This window comes from Rhizobium sp. CB2179, assembly GCF_057653455.1.
In genome coordinates this window covers 181,018-194,306 of the sequence record NZ_JBYGKR010000002.1, presented here as the reverse complement: position 1 = coordinate 194,306, position 13,289 = coordinate 181,018, and the positions used below count along the sequence as shown (strand labels likewise).

Below are 13,289 nucleotides of genomic sequence, written 5' to 3'. Positions count from 1 at the left end.
TAACTGCTTGCTCGGCCAGGATGGACTTGCCTCGCCCATAGCCGGGAGGCATGGTCTGCCTCGGAACAACGGAATCATGAAACTGTGGACGAGAGGTCCTTGGCCATGCTCGAAAGCTCGCGGCGCATCGCAAACATGGCTGATTAATGTTTTCCTTCCTGCACAGTTCGGACCTTCATATTGGCAAGCGATTTGGCAATCTTCCGGAGGATTTGAGAGGGCGCCTGCGCGAGGCGCGGCATGGTGTCATCGCCAGGCTTGCCAGCGCGGCACGAGAGCATGGGACGGATGTCATCCTGCTCGCCGGCGACACCTTCGATACCGAGACGCCGACGCCGGCCGTGCTTCGGCAAGCGCTTGGTGAGATGGCCCGGAATGCTTCGCTGCGCTGGGTGCTGCTTCCGGGCAATCACGATTCGCTGCTGGCGGACCAACTCTGGAGTGCGGCGCGCGGCGTGGTGCCCGACAATGTCATCCTGGCGACGGAGGCGGCGCCCCTTCCGCTTGAACCTGGTGTCATCCTGCTGCCGGCGCCTTGCACGACCAGGAGGCCGGGCCGCGACCTGACCGAATGGATGACGGGTGCTGCCACACCTGATGGCTCTATCCGCATCGGCCTCGCCCATGGCCCAATCCAGGAATTCTCGGAGGATGCCACGGCCACCAACGTGATTGCGCCGAACCGCGCGGCGCTGGCCGGCCTCGATTATATGGCTCTCGGCGATTGGCACGGATCGGTAGCGGTGGACGCCAGAACATATTACAGCGGCGCTCCCGAGCCCGACCGTTTCAAGCATGACCGGCCGGGGCAGGCGATGGTCGTTTCCATTGCCGGGCAGGGAGCGATGCCGACGACGACAGCGGTGACGACCGCCAGCTTTTCCTGGCAGACATTACAGCTTCCGCTGCTGGCATCGGAAGACGGTGTTGAAGCGCTGAAGGCCGCGCTGCCGGAACCGTTCGCGCGGCGACAAACCCTGTTGCGCGTCGCGCTGTCCGGCCGTGCCCGGTTGAACGGGCGGACGGCAATGATCAGCCTGCTGGAGCAGGTCGCGCCGGAATTTGCGCATCTGGAGATCGATACCGACCTTCTGGGGACCGACTGTGAGAGCGATGATCTCGAGACCATCGACCGAGCCGGCGCGTTGCGCGATGCTGCGGAATTGCTGCTTTCCGAAAGCCTCGACCAATCCCGCTCCGGCGATGACAGGGGCGTGGCGCGCGAGGCATTGATCCGCCTGTTTTCCTATTGCGAGGCGATTGATCGATGAAACTTAACGCTCTTCGCCTTCACAATGTCAAACGCTTCGCCGGCCGCGGCATATCCGTCGAAGGAATCGCCGACGGCGTCAATGTGCTGAGCGCCGCCAACGAACATGGCAAATCGACCTGTTTTGAGGCGCTGCATGCTCTGTTCTTCCAGCCGCACAGCGGTAATCCAAAGAGCGTGCAGATGCTGCGCCCCTATAGCGGCGGCAATCCGATCGTCGAGGCCGACATCACGATCGAAGCCGGCCGCTACCGCCTGACCAAGCAGTTCCATAGCGGACGGCGCGCCAGCGTCACCGATCTCGGCAGCGGCCGGATCGTCGCCCAGGCAGACGAGGCCGAGGCTTTCATCGGCGATCTCATTTCCGGCGGAACTGCCGGCCCGGCAGGCCTGCTCTGGGTGCGCCAGGGCATCACCGGCATCGAAAATCGTAGCAAGAGCGAGGAAGAGAACGACAAGCGGGTCCGAGAAAGCCTGCTGACTTCGGTGCAGGGAGAGGTGGAGGCGCTGACGGGCGGACGGCGCATGTCGGCGGTGCTCGAAGCCTGCGAGGATGAACTCAATCGCCTGGTCACCGCGACGCTCCGGCCAAAGACCGGAGGCCGCTTTGCCGCCGCGCTCGAGGAGCGTGACCGGCTGCAGGCGGAGGAGGCGCGGCTGGCCAAGGAGGTGGAGATGCTGCACGGCGCGCTCGATCGCCGCCGCTCAGTGCAGGCGAGACTCAGCGAACTGGAAAACTCTGATGAGGAGGCCGGCCGGAAGACCGCGATTGCCAATGCCGAGTCGGCGCTCGGAGCTGCTAAACTGCATGACAGGGAACTCAAAGCGCTCGATGCCGAGGCTGCCTTGGCCGCCAGCCGCCGCGACGACGCGCAGCAGGCATTCGACCGCTTCCACGCAGCATTGAACCGCAGCGGCGAACTCGCGCGGCGTTTCGCCTTGGCGGAAAAGGACCTTGCAAATGCAGCCGAGCGACGCACGGTATCGCTTGTTGAAAGCGAGGCTGCAACGGCGGAGGTTCAGGCGGCCGAAGAGGAGGAGCGGGTAAACCGCGAACTTCTCGCGCGGATCGAGGCAGCGCTACGTTCACGCCACGCCGCAGAGCGCTTGGCCGAGGTCCGCCTGCGTCTCGAACAGGCGGAAGCCGCGCGCCAGCAGATCGAGGATGGGGATGCGGCGCATGCATTGCTCGCCATTCCAGCCGATGCCATCGAACGGCTTGAAGCGCTGGACATCAAGATCGTCGGCTTGCGCGCAGCCGCCGAAGTCGGCCTTCCCACGCTCCGGATCGATTACCTGAAGGACGTCTCCGGATTGGTGAGCATGGACCGCCAGCCTTTGATTGGGGGCGAGGATAAGAGCTTTGCCGGGATGGCGAGGCTCGACATAGCAGGCGTCGGCACCCTGACCATCCATTCCAACCGGCAGGCCGATCACAATGGGGCGCTGGAGACCGCGGAAGCCATGCGCCAAACATTGCTTGCCAAGCTCGGTATCGACAGTCTGCGGGCGGCGCGGCAGCGCGAAATTGCCGCGCGGAACAAGCAGGAGGAACTGGTGCGGGCGCGCCAGCGGCTCGCCGATCTCGCCCCGAATGGCATTGACGCACTTCACCTCGACGCCGCACGCTTTGCCGAACTCAGCCAGGGTGCGGTCGAACTCGACGCCAACCCGGAAGAGGTGCGTGCCGGTCTCGCGGATGCGACACGGCGCATCGAACTGGCGCGCAACCGGGCGCGGGAGGCGTCAATGATGCGCACGGAAGCCGGCGAGGCCATATTGCGCGCGCAGACCGAGCACGCCAGGCTTGGCCAGGAACTCGAGGCCATCGAAGCGGTCATCGGCCCCGAGTCCGGCCGAACTGAATTGCAGCAGGACCTCGCCATAAAACTTTCCAGCGCCAGAGAGCAGGTCGATGCTGTCGAACTTCGGGCCGCGCCTTTGCGCAGGACAGGGCGGGACCTCGCAGGCGCAGAGGCCGCCCTTGCCAGGGCGCGCTCGGTCGCCGACGCCGCAGGCCGCGAAATTGCCAGGCTCCGCGAAGAGCTTGCTGATCTCGGCGGTCAGATCCGCACCCGTTCGGACAGTGCGCTGGAAGAAAACTGGTCGGAAACGCGCGATTTTCTGGCAGCGGCGCGCGAACAGGTGAAGCGTTTCGAGACGGAGGTCGGCGTGCTCGATCGCTTGCGCAAGGCGCTGACGGCGACGCGCGCGGCGGCGCGTGACCTCTATCTCAAGCCGGTCATGAGCGAACTAGCCCCGCTGCTCGGCCTGCTGTTCGACGACATCTCGATCACCTTCGACGGCGACACCTTGCTGCCGCAGATCGTGCGCCGCAACGGTCTGGACGAAGATGTCGACCGGCTGAGCGGCGGCATGCGGGAGCAGCTCTCGGTGCTGACCCGCCTCGCATTCGCCCGGCTGCTTGCCCGCGATGGCCGGCCGGCGCCTGTCATCCTCGACGATGCGCTTGTTTATTCCGACGACGACCGAATCGAGCGGATGTTCGATGCGCTGCACCGCCAATCGCGCGACCAGCAGATCCTCGTCTTCTCCTGCCGCCAGCGCGCCTTCGCCAAGCTGGGCGGCAATGTGCTCACCATGCAGCCGTGGCAGCCGGATTAGGGAGAGGTCCTGAGCCGCTGAAACTTCAATCGCAGTTGGATGAAGGTTCGGGTGCAAGCTTTCGAGGTCGTCGCTCGCCTTGGGCGCAAATGACGTTGTAGTTCATGCCCTGCGCTATTTCTTGGCGTGAGCGGCCATACGGGCATCGAGCCGCCGGCCGACGTCCTCGGCAGAAAGGCCGCGCTCGGGGTGGGCTTTCGTCTCGTCATAGGTAGGCACGACCTCGTCTCGCAGCCATTTCTCAACGGCGGCGTCGCGGGCGGCCAAGGTGCGCAGGCCGTCGCGGATGACTTCGCTCTCGGTCGCATATTCGCCGGAGCTGACTTTGGCCTTCACCATCTGCGCCATTTCCAATGGAAGGGTGATGGTGAGGGGTTGGGTTGTACGCATAGTGTGTGTCCTCGGTTATCTCCTAACAAAGTGTATGATTAAATCATACACTTTACACCTGGAGGGGTTAAGCCAATCGTAGAAACGGCTTAGTTGGGCGCGGCTCTACGCTCAGGCGAGGACGACGCCTCGCTCAAGCCATAGATAGGCGGCAGCCGTCCAGGAAAAGCCGAGGCCACCGCAGCCCTGGCCGGTGACCGGGTCGAAATATTCGGCGAAACCTTCCGTTTCGATCGCTGCGATGGTGGATTGCCGCAGCTCTTCGGCGACATCCGCGTAGCGATTGCGCTTAAGGCCGTCGATCAGCAGCCAATTGATGATCGCCCAGGCGGGGCCGCGCCAGTAGCGCTTCGGCTCCCAACTGGCGATGCCGGGTTTGGTCGTGGGGAAGGCAACCTTGAGATCCTTGGACCAGGCCTTCATTTCGGAGACCAGGGCGTCCGCAACCTGCTTGTCGAGGTCCAGCGAGAGGAGGGGGATGAAGCCGGCTTGCGTGGCGGCTTCGACATCTTCGCCGGAGATCAGGTCGCGCGAGACGAAGCGGACAAGCTCCGGCCGCCACTGGGCCATTATCGCCTTGCGGCTGCGGTCGTTGAAGGCAGCGATCTCGATCGCGTCATCGGTCCGCCCAAACAGGCGGGCAAGGTGTTCCAGATCTTCGCCCGCCTTGAGCAGGATTGCGGTCGTCTGGATCTCGGCGACCTTGAACGCCGCCTTTTCCCATTGCCGCGCCGGATCCCAGCCGCAGGCGGCATAGGTATCGACGAGATGGATGAAGCGGCGGTAATCCTCGTCGCGCGGGCGCATATCGGCATCGACATGACCGGTATCCTTGCGCACCACAGGCGTATCGGTATTGGTCGGCACTCGGGCGAGCGCGATGTCCCAGGCGGGAGAATTGTCGCTGCCGCTTTCCCAGGGATGCAGGAGTGCTATGAGCCCCGTGCCTTCAGGGTCGCGCGCCGAATACCACCAGCGATGCCATTTCAGCGCCGCCACGTAGAGGGGCAGGGTGCGCGCTTCGCCATCCTTGCCGGCGGCTTCATGCAGCTTGCGCAGCGCAATCGCAAAGACCGGCGGCTGGGTTATGCCGGAGGTCGGGATAGCGTGTCTCGTGCGCCAGACGTTCGGTCCCGGGAAGTAAGTATCGCTTGGCGCATGGAAGACGATATGCGGGATCATTCCATCAGCCCACTGGCCCTCGACCAGCCGCTCCAGCTCGCGATAGGCGCGGTCGGTATCGTAGAGCGCAAAGCCCATGGCAACGAAGGCCGAATCCCAGTTCCACTGGAACGGGTAGAGCCGGTCGGTCGGCACGGTATAGCCGCCGCGATCGTTGGCGGCGAGGATGCGCTTCGCCTGGTCGGTATGCATGTTCATGTCGGATGCTCCGGTATTCTTAGGCCAAGAGGGCCGGAAAGGACTTGCCGCTTTCGGGTGAAAGCCAGATGATGCGCTTCTGGTCGAGCTTCAGACCGATCGTGTCGCCGCTCTTTACGGTCTCCGAGGCCGGCAGGATGACGCGCACCGGCTGGTCGTGGATCGAGCCGGTCAGAAGCAGGTGCGAGCCCATCGGTTCGGCAACGCGCACCCGCATTTCGAGACCCTGCGGCAGCGGCGCGAGTTCGACGGCTTCGCCGCGCAGGCCAAGGATCACTTCATTGCCGGACCCCCGCGGCGCGACAAGCTGTACGGCGCCTGCCGCCACCTGGCTGTTTGTCACCGGCACCTTGATGAAATTCATCGGCGGGTTGCCGATGAAGCCGCCGACGAAACGTGTCGCCGGGTGGTTGTAGATCTCGACCGGATGGCCGACCTGTTCGACCACGCCGCCATGCATGACGGCGATGCGGTCGGAAAGGCCCATGGCTTCGGTCTGGTCGTGGGTGACGTAGATCGTCGTGGTGCCGGCCGATTGCAGCACCGTCTTGAGTTCGGTGCGCATTTCGAGGCGGAGCAGCGCGTCGAGGTTCGAAAGCGGCTCGTCCATCAGCAGAACCTTCGGTTCGACGGCAAGGGCGCGAGCGACCGCGACGCGCTGGCGCTGGCCGCCGGAAAGCTTGTTCGGGTAGCGGTCGAGATATTGCTCGATATGCAGGAGGCCGGCGGCCTTCTCGACCTGCGCCTTCACGCGTCCGTCGTCGGCCTTCTGCATCCGCAGTCCGAAGGCGACGTTCTCATAGACCGTCATGTGCGGAAAGACGGCGTAGTTCTGGAAGACCATCGCAAGGCCGCGATCCTTGGGAGGCAAGCCGATCACCGACTTGTCGCCGATGCGGATATCTCCCGATGTTGCGGTCTCGAGGCCGGCGATGATGCGCAGCAGCGTGGTCTTGCCGCAGCCGGACGGACCGAGCAGCGAGACGAATTCGCCGTCGTTGATCGTCAGCGAGACCTCTTTCAGCGCCTGGAAGGCTCCGAAGCTCTTGCGGATGCGGTCGATGACAATGTTGGCCATATCTCTGGTCCCGTTATTTGGAGGAAATGCCCCAGATCGCGAAGAGGTAGCGCCTGACCGCGAAGATGAAGACAACCGATGGAAGGATGAGCATCAGGCCCCCGGCAAAGCGGTAATGCATCGGGCTTTCCGAAAGCACGGTCAGCAGGTAGGAGGTCAGCGTGCGGTTGCGCACCGTCAGCACCGAGGCGGCAAAAACCTCGTTCCACGAGATGACGAAGGCAAAGACGGCGGTCGCGACGATGCCCGGCAGGGCCAAGGGTGCCACCACCTTGAAGAAGGCCTGAATGCGGGTGCAGCCGAACACCCAGGCGGCTTCCTCCAACTCCTTGGGTACCCCGAGGAAAATGCCCTGGGTGACGAGTGCGGCAAAAGGCAGCGCCAGAACCGTATGGATAAGGCCGACGCCGAGGATCGTATCGTAGAGGCCGAGCCGGATGAAGGAGACCGTCAGCGGCAAGGCCAGGATCGCCAGCGGAAAGGCGCGGGTCAGCAGCACCAGAAGGCGGTAGCTGTCCTTGCCGCGGAAATCGTAGCGGGCGAGCGCGTAACCTGCCGGCGCGCCGAGCAGGATCGAAAGCGCCACCGTGATGGCGGCTGCCCCCAGCGAATTGAGGAAGGACTGGACGACGCCTTCGGTCTTCAGAAAGAGAAAAAAGGGCTCGAGCGATATGCCGGCGGGAAGACCGGTCTTCGGCCAGACATAGACGCCCTGGCGACCACCGAGCGCCCCGAGCGCCACCAGATAGATCGGCACCAGCACCCAGGCGCAGAGGGCGGCGATGCCGCTCCACAAAAGCCAGCGCCGTGAGGAGACGAAGCTGGCGGCTTTAGGGGTGTCTGTGGTCGTGCTGATGGTATCCGTGGTCATGGCAGGCGCTCCGGATCGACCTTCAGGGCTTTGAGATAGATAAGCGTGGCGGCAAGCGAGATGATCATGATCAGCACCGCGTAGGCAGCAGCGACGCTGTAATTCTGGTTCTGGTTTTGCCAGTTGTAGGCCTCGCCGACGAGGACCGGAAAATTGCGCCCGCCGAGCGCATAGACCACCGCGAAGACCTCGAAGGCGAGCACGGTGCGCAGGATCAGCGCCGATTGCAGCGCGGGGCGGATCAGCGGCAGGGTGATGCGCCAGAAACGCGTCCACGGACCCGCGCCGAAGATTTCGGCGGCTTCCTTGAACTCCTTCGGCACCTGGTTGAGGCCGGCAACGATGATGACCATGACGATTGCCGTGCCGCGCCAGATTTCGGCAACTGCAATCGCGATGAAGAGCGCGACCGGCGTCTGGTAGGAGAGCCAGCTTGCCTGCCGGCTGATGATGCCGAGGCCGAAGAGCAGCGAATTCAGATAGCCGGTATTTTGCAGGATCGACAGCCAGACGAGACCGGCGGCGAGATCGGAAATGCCGAGCGGGATCGTCCAGATCCACAGGATCGTCTCGCGCCCGCGGCCGACCTTGGCGACCATCGTGCCCATGGCCAGCGCAAGGGCGATCTGCACCGGCACGACCGCGATCGTCAGCAGGAAGGTATTTTTCACCGAGCGGGTGAAGTTGATGTCGGTGACCATGCGCTCGGCATTCGCAAGCGACGGCGCGCCATTATCCGACACCGCCAGCCAGATCGTCTGCACCAGCGGCACGACAAACAGCAGTGCCAGGAAGGCGACGGATGGCAGGATCAGCAGATAGGGGATCCAGGGTCGGCTATTGGTCATCGGCTCCCGCCTCGACGAGCAGAGGGGTGAAAGAGCGTCCGGGCATTTCGCCCGGACGCTTGCTAAGTGGGTTTATTGAACCGGGCAGGGGCCGTCGCTCTTGGCGTCAGGCGCCCAGCAGGCAGCCTTGGTGTCGGTCATCAGCTTGGCCATCGTCGCGCCCTGGGCCTTCAGCACGTCTGCAATGGGCTCGTTCTGCAGCACGATGCGCTGGAAACTGTCCATGTAGACCTTGTTGAACTCGCCGCCCTTGTCGCCGAGGCCGACCGGAAGCAGCGAGATGACCGCGTCCTTGGAGGCCTGGGTGGCGGTGACGGCACCGGCGAGCAGGGCGACGCCGGCATCGAGATCCGGCGGCAGCTTGACGTTGAGGGTCGGGAAGAAGCCGACCTTGGAGGCGGTCAGGAGCTGCGTGTCCGGCATGGACAGGTGCTCGATGATTTTTTCTGCGCCGGCCTTGTCAGGCGCGCCCTTCGGAATGGCGAGACCGGCGACGACTGGCATGTAGCCGCGGCCCTTCGGACCGGCGGGAGCGGGGAAGACCACATAATCATCCGGTGCGGCGGAAATGGCATTCTTCAGCCGGGCGATGTGGTCCCAGGCAACCATGACTTCGCCGGCAGCGAGCGGCTCCTGCATGAAGTCGTAGCTGGTCGAGTTCGGTGTCACATAGGCCCACAGCACCTTCAGCTTCTCCCAGCCGGCGGCCGCATCGGCGCTCTGGAAAGTACGCACGACACCGCCTGTGAAGGAGGGATAGAAATAGCCCTGGAAATAACGCGCCATCAGCCCCTTCGGGCCGGCGGGGAAGCCGATCTGCGGCTGGCCGGTGGCCTCCTGCATGTTCTTGCCCCACTCGATCAGCTGATCGTAGTTCAGCGCGTTCACGTCGGCGCCATCAGGCAGGTATTGCAGCGCTTCCTTCTTGGCGGCCATCACATAGGTCGCCTGCATCCAGGGAATATACTGCTGGGTCGATTTGCCGAGCTTGCCGAGATCGAGCAGCGACTGCGGCATGCCGCTCGCTGCCAACTTCTTGGCAAGGTCATCGAGCGGCTCGAGCGTGTCCTTGTCGGCAAGCGGCGAGAGCTCGCCATGCAGCGCGCCGGCGAGGCTGACGGTGTGCTTGCCGGCCTGACGCTCGGCTTCCATGCGCACCGCAAACTGCGGTGGTTCCTCGACCACATAGTCAACCGAGCCGACGTCCTTCAGGAGTTCCTCGCGGACGACGGTCGCCTCCTCGATCGGACGAAGCTGGGTGGATACGAAAACGGTCTGGGCCAGCACCGGCGAGGCGAAGGCCAGCACCGTGGAAGCCAGAATTCCAAATGACATGATATGTTTCATCTTCTCCTCCTTCATTGTTCTTTGTTTGAGATGCACGGCTGTCTATGCCGCCTTGGCGGGACGGCGATGGCTGTCGCGATCGACGAATTCGATCGCGTGAAGCTCCTGGAGTTCTTCGGCAGGTTCGCCTGCAATGGCGCGCAGCAACAGCGAGGCGAAGCTCGCGCCGAGGTTTTCGCCGGTCATGCGCATGGTCGACAGCGGCGGGCTTGTGAAGGCGCCCATTGCCAGGTCGTCATGGCCGACAATGCTGATCTGGTTGCCGCCATCGACCTCGCGTAGCGCCCGGAGCGCTCCGATCGCCATTTCGTCGGTGGCGCAAACGAGTGCGGTCGGACGCGAGGGTTGGCGCAGAAGTTCGAGTGCGGCGAGATAACCGCCCTGTTCCAACGGCGCGCCTTCGGCGCAGAGGTCGGTGGCAAGGCCGCATTCCTCCATCGCCGCCCGCCAGCCACGGCAGCGGTCATGTGCGAAGTAATATTCCTGCGGGCCGGCGATGTGGCCGATACGGCGGTGGCCGGCAGCATGGAAGCGCAGCGTCGCGGCTCGAAAGCCGGCAAAACCGTCGCCGTCGATATAGGGATGGGACAGCAGGCTTTCCGTGCGGCCGTTGGTGACGAAGGGAATGCCGCGCGACTGCAGAAATTCGACGCGCTCGTCCTTGCGTTTGGTGCGGACGAGAAGCATGGCGTCGACGCGGCGGCCATCGACGAAGCGGCGGCAGATGTCGAGTTCGCTCTCGCCGCGCGGCACCGGCGCAATCACCAGATTGAGGCCGGCAGCGGCAAGGTGTTCGGCACAGCCGGACAACATATCGAGGAAATGCGGAGGACCGATATGGCCAGGATCGCTCGGCAGCGTGACCGCAACCAGTTCGGCGCGCTGCCTGCGGAGGCGCCTCGCCGAAGCATTCGGCCGGTAGCCGACCTTGTCGGCAGCCTCTCGAACCCGTTCGCGCGTGGCGGCCGACACATCGGCATAACCATCGAGCGCCCGCGATACCGTGGTGATCGACAGTCCCAGCGATTGCGCGAGCTGTTTGAGATTGGCCAAGATCTTCCTCCCAAATTGAGAAAAAGATTCTCCAAAACGTTTTGGGAGTCAAGCCAAAACGTTTTGGCTCCATGAGACGCGCCGGAATCCATGATTATCTTTGGATTAGCGGAAGGGCGCAAGACTCGGAAAGCGGCCAAGGATTCTCAACGCAGATTGGGAGGGACCACTATCTTGTGTATCTGGATACGCTCCGGAAGTTCGCACAGCAGTTCTGCATCTCGCGCCAGATGATGAACCTGCTCCGGATCACCTTTCGTAAACGCCGTCATCGATTGCATGTCGGCCCAGTAGGAGATCGTCGTGAACCATGTTTCATCCTTTCGATCTTCGCGTAACAATTGGACGCCGAGCGCCGTCTTAAGCAGTGGCGGAATTCCCTCAGCGCGATTGTAAGCCTCGTATTCATCGGCAAATTCCGGCTTGGTGCGGCCACGCCAGATACGGGCTATGGTTGGAACATTCGTCATGTTTTGCTCCCAGTGACACCTGAACGAAGCAAGCCGACGGCGAGGAACAATCCCGCACGAGCGGCAGGCCATCTGGAAAATGTGTCGCTCCAACCCAATGAAAAGTGCTCCCGACACGGCGGGATAACCCAAGGCTTGCTTTGGGCAGGGAGGTGGCTTCTCTCGCTCAATCGGCAAGCTTGAGTGTTGCCGTAAACTGCGTCCCTTCCAGGCGACTATATCTCGCCTCGCCATGCAGTTGATTGACGAAGGCTTTAATCAGCCGCGTCCCCATCCCGGCGCTGTCCGATCGACCATCGAATCCAATCCCGTCGTCAGCGACGGTAAGTTGGGATTCCTCTCCTTCGGTCACGTGCAGCATGACGCGAATGTTTCCGGATGCTCGGCCGTCGAACGCGTATTTCATGCTGTTGGCAATCAACTCGTTGAGCAAGAGGGCAAACGGCGTTGCCTTGTCGGCTGCAATCACGATGTCGTCGATTTCAAAGTCGACGGAAACGGCGCGGCCATGGACGTCGACGAGCGTCCTAACGAATGATGGAATGAACTCTCGAGCAGATATTCCGCTAAACTGGTCGAAGCCGTACATCTGCTCGTGAACGGCAGACATCGCAGAAATGCGCTCATTTAATTTTTGAACAGCCTCCGGTTCAAAACCCTGCAAGCGCAGCAGGGCCATCACCGTCTGCAGGTTGTTCTTCACTCGATGGTGTATCTCGCGCATGAGCGTTTTATTTGACCGCAACGCATCCGCAAGCTGCTTGGTGTGCAATGTGTCTACCTTGATCAGGTTCTGAATCCACAATGCAGCGGCCAAAGCGCCGACGAGGGCGAAAGCGACCAACAAAGCCGCGATTTTTGCATCCTCCCAAAAGGGCTGCATGATCACATGGATATCTGCCGAAGCAATGGCCACGAAAGGGGTGCGTTCGAGGATTCGGTATCCAACCAGGCGATCTTCATCATCGACTGGCGACACGGAGCGATATGTGCCTGATGTCGCCTTCCTCATATAGTCGGTAAACAGCTTGTGGTTTCGCATATCGACTGGTCCGGCAGGTTCCGGGTATCGGGCGATAAGTTGCCCGTCGCGTCTTATGAGGCTGACAATCGAGTTCTCGCCTATCGCCACCGCGTCCCATATTGGCCTTAGGATGCTCGCGTCGAAGGCAATCACGGCGACGCCGGCGAACTCGCCATTTCGTTCCAGCCTGCGGCTGAAGACGAATATCTGCCGCTGGGAAAGGCGGCTGATGATCAGCGGCGATGTATATTCGTCAGCACCGTTTCTCAGCCGAACGAAGTAGTCGCGATCCGTAACGTTGACCGGCCGGATATCGCGATCATTTGAGTAGAGCGTTTCTCCAACGGCTCCGATGACATAGGCAGTCGCCTGAGGAGGAAGGTCGTAGACGGCAGCGTCGAGATCGCGCACGCGATCCGGCCCGGGCAAAGACATACTCGGCCCCAGAGCATCATCAATTCGGTGCAGGGTCTCCCGAGCAAGGGAATTCAACCAGTTCGCGTTCGCTGCAACGATTTTGGAAGCCGCGCTGACACGCTCATCGCCCCGGCGAACAGCTGTCTCGTAACTGGAAATGAGCCAGAGCGACAAAAGGGTGGTCAGTGACAGAAACATCAGCGCGATGATCGCGAGCGATGCTTTTCCTACGGAGCCAACGTATTTATCGCCACCGATCATCTTTTAGGCCAATTTCCATTTGTGCGGCGACAGCCAGATGGTGACATTGCAACGCATTTAGAACCATATCCGATAAGCTGATTTCTGACTCTCGAAAATTATGCCGTGCTCCCGACTCGGCGCCCTCAAGAGCGCGACTGAGGATTGCATTTCATAACCGTCTTTAGAGAACGATCGTGACATCGGTCAATCTCACTCCGAGAAGGAGGTCAGAATGCTGGAGAGCTTTCGCACGCGAAGCTCGCCACGACAGGT

11 protein-coding genes are annotated in these 13,289 nt (G+C 62.2%); 2 read left to right on the top strand and 9 right to left on the bottom strand.

All coding sequences use genetic code 11. From position 1 onward, the window contains the following. Positions 1 to 146: 146 nt before the first annotated feature. Together AC244Q_RS25010 and AC244Q_RS25005 are read left to right on the top strand one after the other, a co-directional pair. Complete coding sequence (locus AC244Q_RS25010) at positions 147 to 1,271, top strand: metallophosphoesterase family protein (protein WP_017996153.1); 1,125 nt, start codon at positions 147 to 149, stop codon at positions 1,269 to 1,271. Next, positions 1,268 to 3,895, top strand: a complete 2,628-nt coding sequence (locus AC244Q_RS25005) for an AAA family ATPase (RefSeq protein ID WP_128406677.1) — start codon at positions 1,268 to 1,270, stop codon at positions 3,893 to 3,895. Before AC244Q_RS25010 ends, AC244Q_RS25005 begins: the two co-directional genes overlap by 4 nt. 114 nt (positions 3,896 to 4,009) lie before the next feature. Here the strand turns inward: AC244Q_RS25005 and AC244Q_RS25000 are convergent, their stop codons facing one another. From AC244Q_RS25000 to AC244Q_RS24960, 9 genes are all read right to left on the bottom strand, one after another. Then, complete coding sequence (locus AC244Q_RS25000) at positions 4,010 to 4,285, bottom strand: ribbon-helix-helix domain-containing protein (RefSeq protein ID WP_017996155.1); 276 nt, start codon at positions 4,283 to 4,285, stop codon at positions 4,010 to 4,012. Between the two features lie 111 nt (positions 4,286 to 4,396). Continuing rightward, positions 4,397 to 5,665 carry an MGH1-like glycoside hydrolase domain-containing protein gene (locus AC244Q_RS24995; RefSeq protein ID WP_003562415.1) on the bottom strand — a complete coding sequence of 423 codons (1,269 nt, stop codon included), beginning with the start codon at positions 5,663 to 5,665 and terminating at the stop codon, positions 4,397 to 4,399. A gap of 19 nt (positions 5,666 to 5,684) precedes the next feature. Beyond that, positions 5,685 to 6,743: an ABC transporter ATP-binding protein gene (locus tag AC244Q_RS24990; protein WP_128406678.1), complete on the bottom strand. Its 1,059-nt coding sequence runs from the start codon at positions 6,741 to 6,743 to the stop codon at positions 5,685 to 5,687. 13 nt (positions 6,744 to 6,756) lie between these two features. Then, positions 6,757 to 7,614 carry a carbohydrate ABC transporter permease gene (locus AC244Q_RS24985; protein ID WP_128406679.1) on the bottom strand — a complete coding sequence of 286 codons (858 nt, stop codon included), beginning with the start codon at positions 7,612 to 7,614 and terminating at the stop codon, positions 6,757 to 6,759. Then, positions 7,611 to 8,462 (bottom strand): carbohydrate ABC transporter permease, encoded by an 852-nt coding sequence (locus AC244Q_RS24980; RefSeq protein ID WP_012755684.1) that lies wholly within the window; start codon positions 8,460 to 8,462, stop codon positions 7,611 to 7,613. Before AC244Q_RS24980 ends, AC244Q_RS24985 begins: the two co-directional genes overlap by 4 nt. A 72-nt stretch (positions 8,463 to 8,534) precedes the next feature. Continuing rightward, a complete protein-coding gene (locus AC244Q_RS24975; protein WP_128406680.1) occupies positions 8,535 to 9,809 on the bottom strand; it encodes an ABC transporter substrate-binding protein in 1,275 nt (424 codons plus the stop codon). Between the two features lie 42 nt (positions 9,810 to 9,851). Next, entirely contained in the window at positions 9,852 to 10,862 is a 1,011-nt protein-coding gene (locus tag AC244Q_RS24970; protein WP_128406681.1) for a LacI family DNA-binding transcriptional regulator, read from the bottom strand. Positions 10,863 to 11,008: 146 nt separating this feature from the next. Then, positions 11,009 to 11,332 (bottom strand): antibiotic biosynthesis monooxygenase family protein, encoded by a 324-nt coding sequence (locus AC244Q_RS24965; RefSeq protein ID WP_003562421.1) that lies wholly within the window; start codon positions 11,330 to 11,332, stop codon positions 11,009 to 11,011. 166 nt (positions 11,333 to 11,498) lie between these two features. Next, positions 11,499 to 13,034 (bottom strand): sensor histidine kinase, encoded by a 1,536-nt coding sequence (locus tag AC244Q_RS24960; protein ID WP_012755681.1) that lies wholly within the window; start codon positions 13,032 to 13,034, stop codon positions 11,499 to 11,501. Between the last annotated feature and the right edge of the window lie 255 nt (positions 13,035 to 13,289).

What these genes read in the sequence shown, in the direction of transcription:
- AC244Q_RS25010 (WP_017996153.1), top strand. Translation starts at nt 147, where the DNA reads ATGTTTTCCTTCCTGCACAGTTCGGACCTTCATATTGGCAAGCGATTT.
- AC244Q_RS24980 (WP_012755684.1), bottom strand. Translation starts at nt 8,462, where the DNA reads ATGACCAATAGCCGACCCTGGATCCCCTATCTGCTGATCCTGCCATCC.
- AC244Q_RS24965 (WP_003562421.1), bottom strand. Translation starts at nt 11,332, where the DNA reads ATGACGAATGTTCCAACCATAGCCCGTATCTGGCGTGGCCGCACCAAG.
- AC244Q_RS24960 (WP_012755681.1), bottom strand. Translation starts at nt 13,034, where the DNA reads ATGATCGGTGGCGATAAATACGTTGGCTCCGTAGGAAAAGCATCGCTC.
- AC244Q_RS24975 (WP_128406680.1), bottom strand. Translation starts at nt 9,809, where the DNA reads ATGAAACATATCATGTCATTTGGAATTCTGGCTTCCACGGTGCTGGCC.
- AC244Q_RS25005 (WP_128406677.1), top strand. Translation starts at nt 1,268, where the DNA reads ATGAAACTTAACGCTCTTCGCCTTCACAATGTCAAACGCTTCGCCGGC.
- AC244Q_RS24995 (WP_003562415.1), bottom strand. Translation starts at nt 5,665, where the DNA reads ATGAACATGCATACCGACCAGGCGAAGCGCATCCTCGCCGCCAACGAT.
- AC244Q_RS24985 (WP_128406679.1), bottom strand. Translation starts at nt 7,614, where the DNA reads ATGACCACGGATACCATCAGCACGACCACAGACACCCCTAAAGCCGCC.
- AC244Q_RS25000 (WP_017996155.1), bottom strand. Translation starts at nt 4,285, where the DNA reads ATGCGTACAACCCAACCCCTCACCATCACCCTTCCATTGGAAATGGCG.
- AC244Q_RS24990 (WP_128406678.1), bottom strand. Translation starts at nt 6,743, where the DNA reads ATGGCCAACATTGTCATCGACCGCATCCGCAAGAGCTTCGGAGCCTTC.